17 protein-coding genes are annotated in these 15,514 nt (G+C 61.9%); 6 read left to right on the top strand and 11 right to left on the bottom strand.

The window, feature by feature from the left end:
• The 11 genes from groEL to NKH03_RS28085 all read right to left on the bottom strand — a co-directional run.
• Positions 1–781: chaperonin GroEL (gene groEL, locus NKH03_RS28135; protein ID WP_352972056.1), on the bottom strand; the 781-nt coding region annotated here is incomplete at its 3' end.
• A 63-nt stretch (positions 782–844) separates the two neighbouring features.
• A complete protein-coding gene (groES, locus tag NKH03_RS28130; protein WP_019863563.1) occupies positions 845–1,141 on the bottom strand; it encodes a co-chaperone GroES in 297 nt (98 codons plus the stop codon).
• Positions 1,142–1,571: 430 nt separating this feature from the next.
• A complete protein-coding gene (gene bioZ / locus NKH03_RS28125; protein ID WP_352972054.1) occupies positions 1,572–2,555 on the bottom strand; it encodes a 3-oxopimeloyl-[acyl-carrier-protein] synthase BioZ in 984 nt (327 codons plus the stop codon).
• Positions 2,552–3,817, bottom strand: a complete 1,266-nt coding sequence (locus tag NKH03_RS28120) for an adenosylmethionine--8-amino-7-oxononanoate transaminase (protein ID WP_023766586.1) — start codon at positions 3,815–3,817, stop codon at positions 2,552–2,554. Before NKH03_RS28120 ends, bioZ begins: the two co-directional genes overlap by 4 nt.
• Positions 3,817–4,452: a dethiobiotin synthase gene (bioD, locus tag NKH03_RS28115; protein ID WP_352972052.1), complete on the bottom strand. Its 636-nt coding sequence runs from the start codon at positions 4,450–4,452 to the stop codon at positions 3,817–3,819. The genes NKH03_RS28120 and bioD overlap by 1 nt, the downstream gene beginning before the upstream one ends.
• Positions 4,449–5,597: an 8-amino-7-oxononanoate synthase gene (locus tag NKH03_RS28110; protein ID WP_023814406.1), complete on the bottom strand. Its 1,149-nt coding sequence runs from the start codon at positions 5,595–5,597 to the stop codon at positions 4,449–4,451. Before NKH03_RS28110 ends, bioD begins: the two co-directional genes overlap by 4 nt.
• Positions 5,594–6,592 carry a biotin synthase BioB gene (bioB, locus tag NKH03_RS28105; RefSeq protein ID WP_050592767.1) on the bottom strand — a complete coding sequence of 333 codons (999 nt, stop codon included), beginning with the start codon at positions 6,590–6,592 and terminating at the stop codon, positions 5,594–5,596. Before bioB ends, NKH03_RS28110 begins: the two co-directional genes overlap by 4 nt.
• Positions 6,593–6,686: 94 nt before the next feature.
• The gene (gene nadC, locus NKH03_RS28100; RefSeq protein WP_023766589.1) at positions 6,687–7,541 is read right to left on the bottom strand and encodes a carboxylating nicotinate-nucleotide diphosphorylase; all 855 of its coding nucleotides are present in this window, start codon (positions 7,539–7,541) and stop codon (positions 6,687–6,689) included.
• Complete coding sequence (locus tag NKH03_RS28095; protein ID WP_023766590.1) at positions 7,541–9,082, bottom strand: L-aspartate oxidase; 1,542 nt, start codon at positions 9,080–9,082, stop codon at positions 7,541–7,543. The genes nadC and NKH03_RS28095 overlap by 1 nt, the downstream gene beginning before the upstream one ends.
• A complete protein-coding gene (nadA, locus tag NKH03_RS28090; protein ID WP_023766591.1) occupies positions 9,079–10,053 on the bottom strand; it encodes a quinolinate synthase NadA in 975 nt (324 codons plus the stop codon). Before nadA ends, NKH03_RS28095 begins: the two co-directional genes overlap by 4 nt.
• A gap of 67 nt (positions 10,054–10,120) precedes the next feature.
• Complete coding sequence (locus NKH03_RS28085; protein WP_023735838.1) at positions 10,121–11,089, bottom strand: NUDIX hydrolase; 969 nt, start codon at positions 11,087–11,089, stop codon at positions 10,121–10,123.
• Between the two features lie 173 nt (positions 11,090–11,262).
• Here NKH03_RS28085 and panB point away from each other — a divergent pair, with 173 nt between their 5' ends.
• From panB to NKH03_RS28055, 6 genes are all read left to right on the top strand, one after another.
• The gene (gene panB, locus NKH03_RS28080; RefSeq protein ID WP_023766592.1) at positions 11,263–12,123 is read left to right on the top strand and encodes a 3-methyl-2-oxobutanoate hydroxymethyltransferase; all 861 of its coding nucleotides are present in this window, start codon (positions 11,263–11,265) and stop codon (positions 12,121–12,123) included.
• Positions 12,120–12,983, top strand: coding sequence for a pantoate--beta-alanine ligase (gene panC / locus NKH03_RS28075; RefSeq protein WP_352972050.1), 864 nt, complete (start codon positions 12,120–12,122; stop codon positions 12,981–12,983). The genes panB and panC overlap by 4 nt, the downstream gene beginning before the upstream one ends.
• A gap of 92 nt (positions 12,984–13,075) precedes the next feature.
• The gene (locus NKH03_RS28070; RefSeq protein ID WP_023735835.1) at positions 13,076–13,801 is read left to right on the top strand and encodes a LuxR family transcriptional regulator; all 726 of its coding nucleotides are present in this window, start codon (positions 13,076–13,078) and stop codon (positions 13,799–13,801) included.
• 93 nt (positions 13,802–13,894) lie between these two features.
• On the top strand, positions 13,895–14,527 hold the full coding sequence (locus NKH03_RS28065; RefSeq protein WP_352938734.1) for an acyl-homoserine-lactone synthase: 633 nt from the start codon (positions 13,895–13,897) through the stop codon (positions 14,525–14,527).
• Positions 14,528–14,549: 22 nt separating this feature from the next.
• Positions 14,550–14,924 (top strand): transcriptional regulator domain-containing protein, encoded by a 375-nt coding sequence (locus tag NKH03_RS28060; protein WP_352487474.1) that lies wholly within the window; start codon positions 14,550–14,552, stop codon positions 14,922–14,924.
• A 58-nt stretch (positions 14,925–14,982) separates the two neighbouring features.
• Positions 14,983–15,393, top strand: a complete 411-nt coding sequence (locus tag NKH03_RS28055; RefSeq protein ID WP_023735833.1) for a DUF2285 domain-containing protein — start codon at positions 14,983–14,985, stop codon at positions 15,391–15,393.
• Positions 15,394–15,514: the final 121 nt, after the last annotated feature.

The raw sequence follows: 15,514 nt of genomic DNA, 5'->3' as shown, positions 1-15,514 counted from the left end.
TGGCCAGGGCCTCGCCTTCGACGTCTTCCGAGATGATGAGCAGCGGCTTCGAGGTCTGCACGACGGCTTCGAGAACCGGCAGCATCGCCTGCAGGTTGGACAGCTTCTTCTCGTGCAGGAGGATGTAGACGTCCTCGAGCTCGGCAACCATCTTGTCGGCGTTGGTGACGAAGTAGGGCGAGAGATAGCCGCGGTCGAACTGCATGCCTTCGACGACCTCGAGTTCAGTCTCGGCGGTCTTGGCTTCCTCAACCGTGATGACGCCTTCGTTGCCGACCTTCTGCATCGCTTCGGCGATCATCTTGCCGACCGACTCGTCGCCATTGCCGGCGATCGTGCCGACCTGGGCGACTTCCTCGGAGGTCTTGATCTTCTTGGCAGCCTTGCCGAGCGCCGCGACGACTTCGGTCACGGCCAGATCGATGCCGCGCTTCAGGTCCATCGGGTTCATGCCGGCGGCAACGGCCTTGTTGCCTTCCTGGACGATCGACTGCGCCAGAACGGTCGCGGTTGTGGTGCCGTCACCGGCGATGTCGTTGGTCTTCGAAGCAACTTCGCGGATCATCTGCGCGCCCATGTTTTCGAACTTGTCGGAAAGTTCGATTTCCTTGGCGACGGTGACCCCGTCCTTGGTGATGCGCGGTGCGCCGAACGACTTGTCGATGACGACGTTGCGGCCCTTGGGGCCGAGGGTGACCTTCACCGCGTCGGCGAGGATGTTGATGCCGTGAAGCATGCGCTCACGGGCATCGCGGGAGAATTTTACGTCTTTGGCAGCCATTTTTTTACTCCTGGGCATCTCGCCCGAAATTCAGATTTGATGGTGCGAAGGAAAGGCCTGATATCAGCCGATGATGCCCATAATGTCGGATTCCTTCATGATCAGAAGGTCTTCGCCATTGAGCTTGACTTCGGTACCCGACCACTTGCCGAACAGGATGCGGTCGCCGGCCTTGACGTCCAGCGGGACCAGCTTGCCTGCTTCGTCACGAGCGCCGGAGCCGACGGCGATGATCTCGCCTTCCTGCGGCTTTTCCTTCGCCGTATCCGGGATGATGATCCCGCCGGCGGTCTTGGATTCGGATTCGACCCGGCGAACGACCACGCGGTCATGCAGCGGCCGGAAATTCGACTTTGCCATTTTTGGATGTCCTTGGTGCGGATGTTGAACGGTTCTCCGTTGCCGGAGCGTGCTTAGCACTCAGCGGAAGCGAGTGCTAACGCGGCAATGAGATAAGCCGCATGCTCCTGCTAGTCAAGACGAAAGAGCAAAGAGCAAAGAGAAAAGAGCAGACAGCAAAGAGAAGAGAGCAAAGAGCGTGTAAGCATCGAGCCTTTTATGTGAACAATGTCGGGTATCAGACATATATGGGGCGGCTCACCCTTTGTATTTGAGCTTTATTCAGATGGCACGAATGATGCAACAGGTGATGCATTTGATCTCATCCAGAGGCTCGCACGGGGTCGTGCTGCGTCAGCTCGGTCATGTCGAGCTTCAGAAGGCCATTTTGGCATTGGTTCTGTTGCCCTATTCCCATTCATGACCAGTCCTGCGCGCGTGAGCCGGCCGGCTAGATTCCAACCACGAGAGCGCCGCCGCTGAGACCCGCACCCGCCGCCGACAGAAGGATTTTCTCTCCAGGCTGGAATGGCTCCGTCTGGTTGGCGAGCGAGAGCGACAGCGGGATCGTCGCGGCCGAAGAGTTGCCGTATTCGGCAATCGTCTTGACAATTGCTTGGTCCGCGATGCCGAGGTTCCTCCCGACCGCGTCGAAAATCCGAGTATTGGCCTGATGGGGCACGAACCGGCCGAGATCGTGTGGCCGCACTCCGGCAGCGGCTAGCGCGCTTATCGAGCAATCGGTCATCATCTCGACGGCCTTTGCGAACACTTCGCGGCCGTCCGTCATCCTCATTCGGGTTTGCGCGAGATCGAGGTCACCGTGGAACGGCTTGTTGCTTCCTCCTGCGGGAATCTGGATCAGCCCGTATCGCGAGCCGTCCGAAGCCACCGAGGCACCGAGAATGCCCCGATCAGCATCATCGCACTGACCGATCACCAGGGCGCCGGCGGCATCGGCAAACAGGACCGAGCTTGCGCGCTCGGCTGGATTGATGCGGCGGCTGAGGATATTGGCGGCGATAACAAGGCTCGCTTTGCCGTGCAGGCGGGTAAATCCGTCCGCAAACATCAGCGCATAGATGAAGCCGGCGCAGGCGCCTGTCAGATCCACCGCGCCTGCGCTGCCAAGGCCAAGCTTGTGTGCGACCAGCGGCGCGCTCGGCGGCAGAAGATGGTCGGGCGTCGAGGTGGCAAGCAACAGCAGACCGATGTCGTGGCGCGCAATACCGGCGTTCGCCAGCGCCATGTCGCCGGCCTGGGCAGCAAGACCAGACAGCGTGTCTTCGTCGGTTGCCCAGAAGCGCGACCGTATCCCGGTACGCCTTTCGATCCAGCCTGGATCAAGACCGAGATTGCTCTCGATTTCGGCATTCGCCACCTTTCGCCCAGGCGCATGATGGCCAAACCCGAGAATGCGCGACGACTTGCTCATGGCCTGGACCCGAAGCGTTCGCCCGCCTCCTCAATGGCGTCATAGAGTCGCTCGAGCTCGTCGCCGGTGATGCAATAGGGTGGCAGAAGGTAGAGGACATTGCCGAGCGGGCGCACAAGTAGCCCTCGCTCGAGGAAGAAAGCGCGCAGTTTCGGTCCGATCTCGGCGAGATAACCTGCGGAACCGGTTCGCAGGTCGAGCGCCGCGATCGTGCCGGTCGCCCGGCAGTCGGTGAAGAAGCTGTTGTCGCGAAAGCGTCGAAGCCCGGTGGCCTGCATTGCGCTCAAGGCCGCAATGCGCTCGGCCACCGGCTCGTCCCGCCAGATCTCGACATTGGCAAGTGCTGCCGCGCAGGCAATCGGGTTGGCAGTGTAGGAGCTCGAATGGAAAAATGTCTTCTTCCGGTCCTCGGAATAATGAGCCTGGAAGATGGCATCGGTGGCAAGCGTTACGGCCAGCGGGATGGCGCCGCCGGTCAGGCCTTTCGAGGTGCACAGGATATCTGGAGAGATCGATGCCTGCTCGCAGGCGAACATGGTTCCGGTCCGCCCCCAGCCGGTCATCACTTCGTCGGCGATCAGCAGCGTGCCGGAGGCCTCAGTGATCTTCTTCAATTCGGCCAGAACTGAAGCCGGATACATCAGCATGCCGCCGGCGCCCAGCACCAGCGGCTCGACGATTAAGGCTGCGGCTCGTCGATCGCGGGTCACAGCCTCTAAACGATCCAGCGTCTCTTGCTCGCGCCCCGCTGCCGGAAAGGGGATGGTGGCGACCTCGAACAGCAAGGGTTCGTAGGCGGCGTTGAACACGCCACGCGCACCGACGCTCATCGTGCCGATCGTGTCGCCATGATAGCTGTGATCCATGACGACGATGCGCGAGCGTGGGGCGCCGATATTGCGGAAATAACCGAGCGCCATCTTCAGCGCTACTTCGACCGAGGTCGAGCCACTGTCGGAATAGAACACCCAGTCGAGTCCAGCGGGAGCGAGGCCGACAAGCGCCTTGGCCAAGCGCTCTGCCGGCTCGTGCGTGAAGCCCGCAAAGATAATCTGGTCGAGGCTCGACGCGGTTGTCTCGATTGCCTTCATGATGCGGGGATGGCGGTGGCCATGTGTGACGACCCACCAGGAGGAGATGGCGTCCAGGATGCGGGCGCCGTCGGCCCTGCGGAGATAGGCGCCTTCAGTCCGGACGATTTCTGGGATCGCAGGCTCGAGCGCGTGCTGGGTGAAGGGATGCCACACATGAGACTGCGACATCAGTCACCTCCAGTAATCGAGGCGAAGGCGAAGCCGGCAACCATTGCGTCCCTCAGTGTCTTGCCGGTCAGCAGATCGAGGTGCGGCAGCCTGCCGAGCTGCGGCGCACCGCTGAATTCCACGATGGTCCGTTGCGTATCGGCCATCTCATCGCCGATGAAAGCGATGCCGGCCAACGGGATGGATCGGGCGCGGAGCGCCTCGATCGAGAGCAAGGTGTGGTTGATGGTGCCGAGCGTGGTGCGGGCGCACAGAATAACGGGCAGCCGCCATTCAGCGAAGATGTCGATGAGCCTTGTGCGCCGGTTAAGCGGCACCATCAGGCCGCCGGAGCCTTCGATGACGAGCGGCGTCGGTAGGACGGGAAAAGCAAGATCGGCAGCCTTGATCGCCACGCCGTCGATCTCGGCCGAACGATGCGGCGACAGCGGGCTCCGCAAGCGGTAGGCTTCCGGCAGCACGCGCTCTGAGGGCAAGCCGGCAAGCCGCGCGACCACTTCGCTGTCGGTCTCGCCGTCGAGGCCCGATTGCACCGGTTTCCAGTAAAAGCCGTCGAGCAAACCGGCGAGCCCAGCCGCAAACACGGTCTTGCCAACTCCCGTGTCGGTTCCGGTGATGACGATGCGTTGGGTCATACCGCCTCCGGTGATGTTTGGGCCAACACCTCGACCAGCGCCTCGACCATGGCGGAAATGTCGGCTTCGCCGATATTGAGCGTCAGTGAGATGCGCAGCCGCGACGTGCGCACGGTCGGAGGACGAATACCGCGTATGTCGAAGCCGCGGGCCTGCAGGCGCGCCGCCACTGCCATGGTGCGCCTGATATCGCCGATTACGAGGGGCTGGATCTGCGAGCCGCTGGGTATCACGCCGCAGCGCTCGGCCAGCTGGCGGCCGGCGAGGGCAACGCGTTCATGCAGCTGAACACGCCGCATAGGCTCGTCGGCGAGCATTGCGAGTGCTTCGCGCACTGCCACTGCCATCAGCGGCGATGGCGCGGTGGCGTAGATGAATGGCCGGCAACGGTTGATCAGATACTCGCACAGTGCCCTCGGCCCGGTCACGAGCCCACCAGATGCGCCGAGCGCCTTGCCGCAGGTGTGGAGCGCGACGATGTTGTCGCGGCCCTCGAAAGCGGCGGCAAGCCCCCGGCCGTCCGGTCCCCAGACGCCGGTCGAATGCGCCTCGTCAATGACGATGAATGCGCCGTGCCGATCGGCAAGCGCGACCAGGCTCTCCAAAGGCGCGCAGTCGCCATCCATGCTGTAAAGGCTCTCCACCGCGATCCAGACGCATCCCATGCCGCCTGCGGCGCGCCAACGTGTGATCGCATCCTCAACAGCGGTGGCATCGTTGTGCGCGGCCAGCACGAACTGTGCGCGCCCGGCCTGCGCACCCTCATGCATGCTGGCATGGGCGAGCTCATCGAGAACCAAAAGATCGCCCTTCCGCGGCAGGGCGCTCAGCAGAGCGAAGTTGGCGATGTAGCCGCTGCCGAAGAACAGCGCGCGGTCGGCTCCAAAGAATGCCGCCGCGTCTGCCTCGAGCTGCTCGTGTTCCGGTGCATTGCCGCGCAACAGCCGCGACCCGGTGGCGCCAACCGGCGTGCCCCGCGCAATCGCCGCCACAACAGCATCGCCAAGTCTCCTGGACGAGGCCAGCCCGAGATAGTCGTTCGACGAGAAATCGAGACCTGCGCGCGGCGCAAGCGTCCGCAGCCGGTCCTTGCGGGCCAGTCCCTGCAAGGTCGCGTCATAGCGGGCAAGCGGTGCCCCGTTCATTGCGCCTCGAGTTCCATCGGCTCAATGCCGAGACGGCGGAACAGAAGGCTATCCTTGTCCTCACCGGGATTGTCCGCCGTCAGCAGCGTGTCGCCGACGAAAATCGAGTTGGCACCGGCAAAAAAGGACAGCGCCTGCATCTCGTCGGTCATGGCGGTGCGGCCGGCGGAAAGACGCACATGCGATTTCGGCATCATGATGCGCGCCAGGGCGATCACGCGCACGAATTCGATCGGCTCGATGGGCTTGGCTTCGGCAAGCGGGGTGCCGGCGATCGGGATCAGCATGTTGATCGGGACGCTTTCCGGCGGCTCGGGTAGGTTCGCCAGCGTCACCAGCATGTCGATCCGGTCCACCGGATCTTCGCCCATGCCGACAATACCGCCGCAGCAGACCTTGATGCCGGATCGACGAACCTGCTCAAGCGTGTCGAGCCGCTCGGCATAGCCGCGCGTGCTGATGATCTCGCTGTAGTAGCGTTCCGACGTATCGATGTTGTGGTTGTAGTAGTCGAGGCCCGCCTGCTTCAGTCGAGCGGCTTGCTCAAGATCGAGCATGCCGAGCGTCATGCAGGTCTCCATGCCCAGCGCCTTGACGCCTTCGACCATCGCCACCACCGCATCCATGTCGCGCGCCTTGGGGTTTCGCCAGGCCGCGCCCATGCAATAACGCGTGGCGCCGGCATCACGCGCCTTGGTCGCCTCGGCGATGACGCGCCGGACCTCCATCAGCTTCGACGCCTTCAGGCCGGTTTCGTGACGCGCCGACTGGCTGCAATAGCCACAATCCTCCGGGCATCCTCCCGTCTTGATGCTGAGCAGCCGGCTGAGCTGGACCTTGTTTGGATCGAAATTCTGGCGGTGCACCGTTTGCGCCAGGAAGAGGAGATTGTTGAAGGGGGCATGGTAAAGTGCCTGAGCCTTCTCCAGGGTCCACGCTCCGGGGTCAGGGGATTGAGCCTGTGGCGATGTCTGCGTTGAACTTGCCGTTTGCATGTCCATGCTGTTCCTCCGGTCTGTCTTGCGGGGTCTTTGCTATCTGACTGTTGACGATCGGAGAGGACAGTTGACCCAATCCTGACTCAGACAATCATGAGCCCCGATGGTCGAGGCCGATATCCAGGATCGGCGCGCTGTGGATGAGTCGGCCGACCGAAATCAGATCAACGCCGGTCGCGGCAACCGCCCGCGCTGTATGGGACGTGATCCCGCCAGAAGCCTCGGTGATAGCGCGGCCACCGACCATTGCGACGGCGCGGCGAAGATCGGGGAGGGACATGTTGTCGAGCAGAACCGCATCGGGAGCGAAGCCAAGTACCTCCTCCAACTGGGCCAGAGTATCGACCTCGACTTCGATCTTGACGAGATGACCGGCCGCTCTTCGTGCTCGCTCGAGCGCTGGGCGGACGCCGCCTGCGATGGCGATGTGGTTGTCCTTGATCAAAATTGCATCGTCCAGACCGAAGCGGTGATTGGACCCGCCACCTGCGCGCACGGCATACTTTTCGACTGCCCGCAATCCGGGCGTCGTCTTGCGGGTGCAGACGATCTTCGCGCCATACCCACGAACCGCAGCGACGATCGATGCCGTTGCCGTGGCGATGCCGCTCAGATGGCACAAAAAATTGAGTGCCGTCCTTTCGGCTGTGAGAATGGCCCGGGCCGGGCCAACCACTGATGCAATGATCTCTCCATCCACGACATTGCAGCCGTCTGCGCGCTCCACCGAGATTTCGACAGCAGGATCAATCAAGCCGAAAGCGAGCATCGCCAGATCGAGGCCGGCGACAACTCCGGACTGTCGCGCCACCAACACGGTTCCCGCTTGGTATTCCTTCGGGACGATGGCCTGCGTGGTCAAGTCGCCGGCTCTGCCAAGATCTTCAAGAAGAGCTGCCCGTACAAGCGGCTCAAGCACGACCGTGGGTAGCGGTGAAAGTGTCATCACTTCGGCCCTTCGAGACTTGGCGAGTGTCCGAGTCCCCGCGCTGTAGCCAAGGCGGCTTCGAGGGTGATTTCGGACCGTCGGGCGGCAGTCGCATGATGAGGAAAATCTGTCCGGTAATGAGCGCCGCGGCTTTCTTCGCGCAACAAGGCGGCAACCGCGATCATTAGCCCGACAGCCGCCGGATCCGAGACCGCATCCTTGCTTTCGGCGAGCGGCAATAAGGCACGCGCGGCTGCTTTCAAACCTTCACCATCCCGGACGATGCCGAGTGCGCGCGACAGGAAAACACGCACGCGTATCGGAGCGGGCGGTGGGTAAACGTTGGCAAACGCAGGCCTTGTTCTGCGCGCAGGCGTCCCGGCGACACTTTCAGCGACCCAGCGGGCGCACACGATGGCTTCTGTCAAGGAATTGCTGGCGAGCCTGTTGGCGCCATGCAGTCCTGTCGAAGCGACTTCGCCGCAGGCCCACAGCCCCTTGACGGAGGTTCTGCCGGAGCTGTCCACTGCAACGCCACCCATGTGGTAGTGTTGGGCCGGCCGAATGGGGATGAGATCGCGGGCGGGATTGATGCCCGCTCCACGACAGGCTGATGCGATTGTCGGGAAATGTCGAGCGAATGCCGGGCCAGGCCGTTGTCGGGCGTCGAGAAAAACACGGTGGCCGTCCGCAAGATGGTTCCACACGGCCCGGGCCAAGACATCGCGAGGCGCAAGTTCCGCCCCTGGCACGCTCTGGAGAAAAGCCTGGCCGGTTTCATCGATCAGGGCAGCACCTTCGCCTCGGACAGCCTCGCTGACCAGCGCCATAGGGCGTTCCGGGCCGTCAAGCGCGGTCGGGTGGAACTGGATGAATTCGAGGTCGGCTAGGACAGCTCCAGCGCGGGCCGCAAGTGCAAGGCCTTGTCCGCAACTTCCCCAAGGGTTCGTGGTGTCGAGAAACAGTCCCCCGATGCCACCGGTGGCGAGGACGACCCGCCGTGAGCCGAAGAAGAAAGGTCCGATCGAACAGCTCGCCCAGACGCCCCGGATCGCATTCTCTCGCACGGCCAGCCGGCGCGCTTCCACGCCCTCCACGACAACTATCGACGGAGTGGAACGCACAGCCGCGATCAGGGCACGCATGATCTCACGCCCGGTGCCGTCCCCATGCGCATGAACGATGCGACGTCGGCTGTGTGCGGCCTCCAATCCGAGGCACAGTGATCCTTTCGGCGTGCGGTCAAAGGGAACCCCAAAGGCCGCAAGCCCCTCTATCGCCTTGGGCGCGGCTTGGAGGATGCGGCTCGCCACGTCTCTGTCGCAGAGACCATCCCCGGCAGCAAGCGTATCGGCCAGGTGCATTGCCGGCTCGTCGTCTTCGCCGAAACTTGCAGCCAGACCGCCCTGTGCCCAGGTGCTCGAATTGTCAGCTCCCAGCAGCGACCTTGACAGAAGAAGCACCGGCTCCGGCGACAGTTGAAGCGCGGTCATCAGTCCGGCGATGCCGCCGCCGATGATGATGGGACGCCCGAAGAAGCTGCGGAGGTCGGCGCTCAAACTGCCAGCATCCGTTCGACCGCAAGCCGCGCGCGCCCGGCGATCCCGGGTTCGATGGTTACGACATGTTGGTTCTGCTCGAGCGCCGTGCGGATGTTGGCAAGCGTGATCCGCTTCATGTGCGGGCACAAATTGCAGGGCCGGATGAACTCGACCTCTGGGTGCGCTAACGCGACGTTGTCGCTCATCGAGCATTCCGTCATCAGCACGACACGTGGCGGCCTTTGCCCTTCGACATAGTCGGACATGGCAGCCGTCGAGCCGGAAAAATCTGCTTCAGCCACGACGTCGGGCGGGCATTCGGGATGGGCGAGCACGACCACGCCGGGATGGCTTTCGCGCAACTCGCGGATGTCCGCCGGTGTAAAGCGCTCATGCACCTCGCAATGCCCTTTCCAGGCGATGATCTGTACATCGGTCTGGGCGGCGATATTCTGGGCCAGATATTCGTCCGGCAGCATGATCACCCGGAGAACCCCAAGGGATTCGACGACCGCCTTGGCGTTGCCGGATGTACAGCAGATATCCGACTCGGCTTTCACTTCGGCCGACGTGTTTACATAAGTAATGATCGGAACGCCGGGATAACGCTGGCGCATCAAGCGCACGTCTTCTGCCGTGATTGATTCCGCCAACGAGCAACCGGCGCTGAGATCCGGAATGAGCACGGTCTTGTCCGGATTAAGGAGCTTGGCCGTTTCGGCCATGAAATGGACGCCGGCCAGCACGATGACTTGCGCCTCGATCGTCGCAGCCGTGCGGGCTAATGCCAAGCTGTCGCCGACGATGTCGGCCACGCAATGGAAAATCTCGGGCGTCTGATAGTTGTGCGCCAGGATGATGGCGTTGCGCTCGCGCTTCAGTGCAAGGATCGCCTCGATATCGTCGACGAAAGCCGGCCATTCGATCGGCGGGATCACTCGCCGGACGCGCTCGTAGAGCAACGCGGCCGCAGGCAGCATGGCGCTCATCAACCCTCTCCCGCTTATACTCTAATTGAAAATAACCAGCATATACTTGCTGTGAGTATAAGGGATGTCAACCCCGCGCCAGCGGCAATTTTGTCCCGGCGATGAGCCTATCGTCGAGAACGGCGTGGCGGAAACGGAAAAGCTTCGCTGGCCGGCCGCCGGTCTCAGTAGTGGCCTCTCCGGTCTCCTCGACCAGTTCCTGCTGTTCGATCAGTCGGCGAAAGTTCGGCTTGTGGATGAGCCTGCCGGCGAGCGCCTCCACGGTTCGCTGCAGCTGCAAAAGCGTGAAGACCGTCGGCATCAGCTCAAAGACGACCGGCCGGTATTTGATCTTGGAGCGCAGCCGCGCAATGCCGGTCGCCACGATGCGGCGATGATCGGCGACCATGGACTTGCTGGGCACCAGCGGAGGGGGCGCCCCGTCCCGCCCTCTTACGGCCTCTTGGACCAAGCCTGCTTCGTAAACTAACTCATAGCGTTGCAGCGTGAGTTCCTCGTTCCAAAGGCGGTCGTCGAAGCCAAAGGCTATCGTCGCCCGCTGCCAGCGTTCACGTCGCGTGGCCGCATCGCGGACGCCGTTTGCCCATTCAATCAGGCGTGGTCGCAGAACATCCAGCACGACCGGAGGCGTGCCGGAGCGATGGTCCTCCCATGGAAAATATTCATACCAACTCTGCCATCCGCACTTGGGCGGGCCCGCTGCCTGTTCCTTGCGGGTCAATGCAAGATAGCTGATGGAGATGACGCGCTGCTGGCGCTCGGCGCCGATGCGATCCCGATCAGCGAACGTGTAGAGTTGCTCAATGTACCCCAGCCGATGGCCGGTCTGCTGCTCGACCCACCCCCTCAAGCCGGATTGCAGCGATCGGTGCTCAAGCGCAAAGGGACCGGAGGGCAAGGTGTCCGCCTGGCCGATGGTGAGGACACAGGGTTCACTGTCGTTTACGGCGACCACAAAGGCGATCAGGTCCACTTTGACGTCGTCGGCATTCACGGCGGCTCTGTCTTTCCTGAGTCGTATTGCCTGATCGTCCATGTTCGCGAATTGGTTTGCCAGCTCGGGGGGGCACTTAATCGATTTAGTGTAAGCGCGCCTGTCGGCACGTCAACACCCCACAGCTGCACGGCCATTTTTTTGCTCTTCGCACCTGCACAAAAATGTGCGAAAGGCGACACCCGCGGTTGGTAACGTAGGGGAAGGAGGATCCATTGAGCGCGTTTGGTGACACCAAGGCGATCACACCGCCGGATATTCGTTCGCGCAAAGGTGGGACGCCGCTCGTCTGCCTTACCGCCTATACCACCCCAGTCGCGCGGCTTGTCGATCCCCATTGTGATGTGGTGCTCGTCGGCGACAGCGTCGGCATGGTTCTCCACGGTCTGCCCTCGACGCTCGGTGTCACGCTGGAGATGATGATCACGCATGGCCAGGCGGTTCGCCGTGGCATCAAGCAGGCGCTGATGGTCGTCGACCTGCCGTTCGGTTCCTTCGAAGAAAGCCCAGAGCAGGCTTTCCGAAATGCTGCGCGCGTCATGGCGGAGACCGGCTGCACGGCCGTCAAGCTCGAAGGCGGCGAAACGATGGCAGAGACGATCGGCTTCCTCGCCGCACGCGGCGTGCCGGTCATGGCTCATGTCGGCTTGACGCCGCAGGCCATCAACACCATCGGTGGCTACCGCGTGCAGGGCAGGGGCGGGGATGCCGAGCGCATCAGGCGCGACGCACTTGCCGTGAGCGAAGCGGGCGCCTTTGCGATCGTCCTGGAGAAGGTTCCTGAGGCGCTCGCCCGCCGGATCACGGGGGAGGTGGCGGCCCCGACCATTGGCATCGGTGCCTCGGCAGCCTGTGACGGCCAGATTCTCGTCGTCGACGACATGCTGGGCCTCTTCGGCGACTTCCGACCCAAATTCGTCAAGCGCTATGCTGAACTGGGGGAGGCGGCTGCGGCTGCGATCGCTTCCTATGCGCACGAGGTGAAGGAGCGCCAGTTTCCGGCCGCCGAGCACGTGTTTGCCGATGCGCCCACGCCCGCCGACACGCAAGCCACCAAAAGCGGAGAAGCAGCGTGAGCGTGCCGATCGTCAGGAGCGCTGACCAGCTTCGCGAAATCGTCGCCGCATGGCGCCGCGAGGGCGTGAGGATTGCCGTGGTGCCAACGATGGGCGTCCTGCATGAGGGCCATCTCAGCCTGGTGCGCGCTGCACTCGAGAAGGCAGACCGTGTGATCGTGACGCTCTTCGTAAACCCGAAGCAATTCAACAGCCAGGCCGATCTTGCCGCGTATCCGCGCACCGAGGACGAGGATGCCGCCAAACTGGCACCGCTTGGCGCGCACCTGCTTTATGCGCCAGATGCAGAGGAGATGTATCCGGCGGGCTTCGCCACCACCGTTTCGGTGTCCGGTGTCAGCGAGGGCCTGTGCGGTGCCTTCCGGCCGGGACATTTCGATGGCGTGGCGACCGTCGTCGCCAAGCTCTTCCTGCAGACCAGCGCTGACTTCGGCTTCTTTGGCGAAAAGGACTTTCAGCAAATTCACCTGGTCAGGCGCATGGCCCGGGATCTGGATATTCCAATCACCATTGTTGCCTGTCCGACAGTCCGTGAAGCCGACGGTCTTGCGCTATCATCGCGCAATGTGCGGCTCTCGCCAGCGCAACGCGCTGTTGCTCCCAAGCTATCATCGGTCCTGCTCAAGACGGCTGAGCGGCTTGGGCGCGGCTCACCCGTCCTGCCAACGCTTGCAGAATCTCGCGCAGCAATTCTGGCTGCAGGCTATCGCGAGGTCGAATACCTGGAACTTCGCGAAGAGGCAGATCTGCACCCGATGACAAGCCTTGATCGACCGGCACGGTTGCTTGCGGCGGCCTGGCTCGGCGGCACACGTCTCATAGACAACGTCAGACTATTTCGGATTGGTTCAACAGATTAGCCACGTTCTCGGCACGCGCTGTATCCGTCCGGGATCGTTTAAAACAAGGTCTCTGCCTGGCATTGAGCGAACGGAGGTTACGCACAGGGCAAATGCATCGCGTGTTTGAGAACTTCGTCGAGCAACTGTCTGCAAGTGTTGATGCTGCCGATCTCTGTGAGGCAATGGCCTCCGCTGCAGCCGGCTTCGACTTCCCGCTATTCGCCTATTTCACTTACCCGTCGGCCTCCGGCGACGCCCCCCAATTGATTTCAAACTATCCTTCATCCTGGACATCACGTTATCTGCAACAGCGGTACCACAGTCTTGATCCGGTCATCCTGCGCGGGCTGCAAGGCTGGGATACATTCGATTGGGGTGTGGACCGCGCTCGACACTGTCTGCCGAATTCGCAGCAACAAATTCTGGAGAGTGCGGCTGAGTTTGGCATCTGCGGCGGCCTGACGATGTCCATGCATGATCATCTCGGCCGGTTTGCTGCCCTGACCTTTGCTTCCGACGAGTCCCGTCCGCTTCTGTTGCGGTCACTGGCACGTTACGAAAAAGCATTGCAGCTGGTGGCCATCAACTTTCATATCCATGTCCGGCGCAGGCTCGCCGATGATCGCGTGGTGGATGGTGTAACGCTCACCCCGCGGGAGTTCGAGTGCCTGAAATGGGCAGCGCGCGGCAAGTCGGCTTGGGATATCAGCCAGCTTCTCGGCGTCTCAAAGCGCACCGTGACTTTTCACTTGGAAAACGCCAAGGCAAAGTTTGGCGTTCGAACGATCAACCAGGCCGTTGCACGCATGGCTGCCTCCGGCCAGACGAGATCCTGATTCTTCAGCCACGATACCTGTAAACCTCTACAGGCTGCATCGCTGTCAGCTTTGCCCTTCGATGGCGGGAACACATCCCACATGGAGGCGACCATGATGCAACTGATAACACCAGACTTTTACAACGAGTTTGCAGGCGAACTCAAAGAGATGCACGGGCTCAGGTTTCGGGTGTTCAAGGAAAGGCTCGATTGGGAAGTTGATACCGAAGACCAGATGGAATCCGATTCGTTTGATGCTCTGAAGCCCGTCTATCTGCTCCTCAAAGGATCCGACTGGCGAATTCGCGGTTGCGTGCGTCTTCTGCCCAGCACCGGACCCACAATGTTGCGCGACACCTTCCCGGTGCTGCTGGGTGCTGACGTCGTGCCCTCGACCACCGACATATGGGAGAGCAGTCGTTTCGCGCTCGATCTTCCTCCGTCGGCGCCCAAGGCTGCGGGCGGGCTGGCCCAGGCGACCTACGAGCTCTTCGCGGGCATGATCGAGTTCGGCTTGGCCAAGGATCTGACCCGGATAGTAACGGTGACGGATACGCGCATGGAGCGGATCCTCCGCCTGGCTACGTGGCCATTGTCGCGCATCGGAGAACCCAAATGCGTCGGCAAAACGCAGGCGGTGGCTGGGTTTCTCGACATTTCCCACGCGAGCCTTTTGCGCATCCGCAGCAGGGGACGTCTGATTGGACCGGTACTGTGGCAACCGGTTGTAGGCCCGTCGGCATAGCGCCATAGTGGACACCTGAGCCATGAAGGATGCTGGTCTGTCCAAGGAAGCGACGGTCGGCCTTGTATGCTGGCCGGACTGGCGTCGCCACGACGCTTACCACTATGCCAGACGATTGCCACGCACTGGCTGGGCCTGGGAGTTTCTTCGGCGCAATCCACAATTCCAGCGCGACCACGCCAAAATGGCACCGTCCGCCTGCATTGTCGGACCCCAAGGCGACATGCAGATAATCGAGTTGACGACAGGATCAGCTCTCCTAAGACAATGGAGCCTTCTTTTTCGCCGACGCGCCACTTTCGGACGCTACATCGGCAAGGGTCTTTTGGGATCCGCGCGATTGCGCCTGTATTCTACGAGCGGCCGCGGAGCCGCTTGGGCTCGACCACGATTTTGAACCGCTTCACCTTTCTTCGCTCTCATGCTGCAAGGACATCCTGCTGACAGCTGCGGGCGTGCAGCACGTGCTGCTGAGGGAGAACTGCCGGAGTCTGCAGATCGCCGTTTCCGGTGCGTCCGTCCTCCGCCCGTTGCGGCTATATGTCGACGCGATCGTTCAGCCGCAGCACCTCAAGTTCCATGTCGCTGCCCTTCAGTTCTTGAACCACGTCAATGGTTGCGCCCGCCTGTCAACTGCTTGCTTTCCGCCGGAACACCGCGGAGCGCGTCTGCGTATCGTACTCCAGGCTTTGGATGGCTCGCTTGCCGGAGCATCTCATCAGGAGGTCGCCATTGCCTTGTTCGGGACACGCCGCGTCGAAGAAGATTGGCGTCATCCAGGTGGCCATCTTCGCGATCAGGTACGTCGCGCCATCCAACGTGGCCGCTACCTGATGGGCGGCGGCTACAGACAGTTCCTGAGGTAATTGGGGTGGTTGCGATTGTCTTATTCGAACGCGCAACCTCCATTTCTGAGTGCAATTGTGCGTTGTACAAAACGTGGCAAGCGCCTAGTTCTTCCGGCGCGGCGAAGCACTGGGACCCAAC

The organism is Mesorhizobium sp. M1406 (assembly GCF_040317555.1).
Classification (GTDB): Bacteria; Pseudomonadota; Alphaproteobacteria; order Rhizobiales; family Rhizobiaceae; genus Mesorhizobium.
The sequence above is the reverse complement of the archived record's forward strand: the minus strand, read 5'-3'. Positions and strand labels throughout refer to the sequence as shown.

Excerpts from the sequence above, each read along its gene's own strand:
- NKH03_RS28065 (WP_352938734.1), top strand. The coding sequence starts at position 13,895 with ATGATGCAACTGATAACACCAGACTTTTACAACGAGTTTGCAGGCGAA.
- NKH03_RS28120 (WP_023766586.1), bottom strand. The coding sequence starts at position 3,817 with ATGTCGCAGTCTCATGTGTGGCATCCCTTCACCCAGCACGCGCTCGAG.
- NKH03_RS28060 (WP_352487474.1), top strand. The coding sequence starts at position 14,550 with ATGAAGGATGCTGGTCTGTCCAAGGAAGCGACGGTCGGCCTTGTATGC.
- NKH03_RS28085 (WP_023735838.1), bottom strand. The coding sequence starts at position 11,089 with ATGGACGATCAGGCAATACGACTCAGGAAAGACAGAGCCGCCGTGAAT.
- bioB (WP_050592767.1), bottom strand. The coding sequence starts at position 6,592 with ATGCAAACGGCAAGTTCAACGCAGACATCGCCACAGGCTCAATCCCCT.
- NKH03_RS28110 (WP_023814406.1), bottom strand. The coding sequence starts at position 5,597 with ATGAACGGGGCACCGCTTGCCCGCTATGACGCGACCTTGCAGGGACTG.
- bioD (WP_352972052.1), bottom strand. The coding sequence starts at position 4,452 with ATGACCCAACGCATCGTCATCACCGGAACCGACACGGGAGTTGGCAAG.
- nadC (WP_023766589.1), bottom strand. The coding sequence starts at position 7,541 with ATGACACTTTCACCGCTACCCACGGTCGTGCTTGAGCCGCTTGTACGG.
- groES (WP_019863563.1), bottom strand. The coding sequence starts at position 1,141 with ATGGCAAAGTCGAATTTCCGGCCGCTGCATGACCGCGTGGTCGTTCGC.
- NKH03_RS28070 (WP_023735835.1), top strand. The coding sequence starts at position 13,076 with ATGCATCGCGTGTTTGAGAACTTCGTCGAGCAACTGTCTGCAAGTGTT.
- nadA (WP_023766591.1), bottom strand. The coding sequence starts at position 10,053 with ATGAGCGCCATGCTGCCTGCGGCCGCGTTGCTCTACGAGCGCGTCCGG.
- bioZ (WP_352972054.1), bottom strand. The coding sequence starts at position 2,555 with ATGAGCAAGTCGTCGCGCATTCTCGGGTTTGGCCATCATGCGCCTGGG.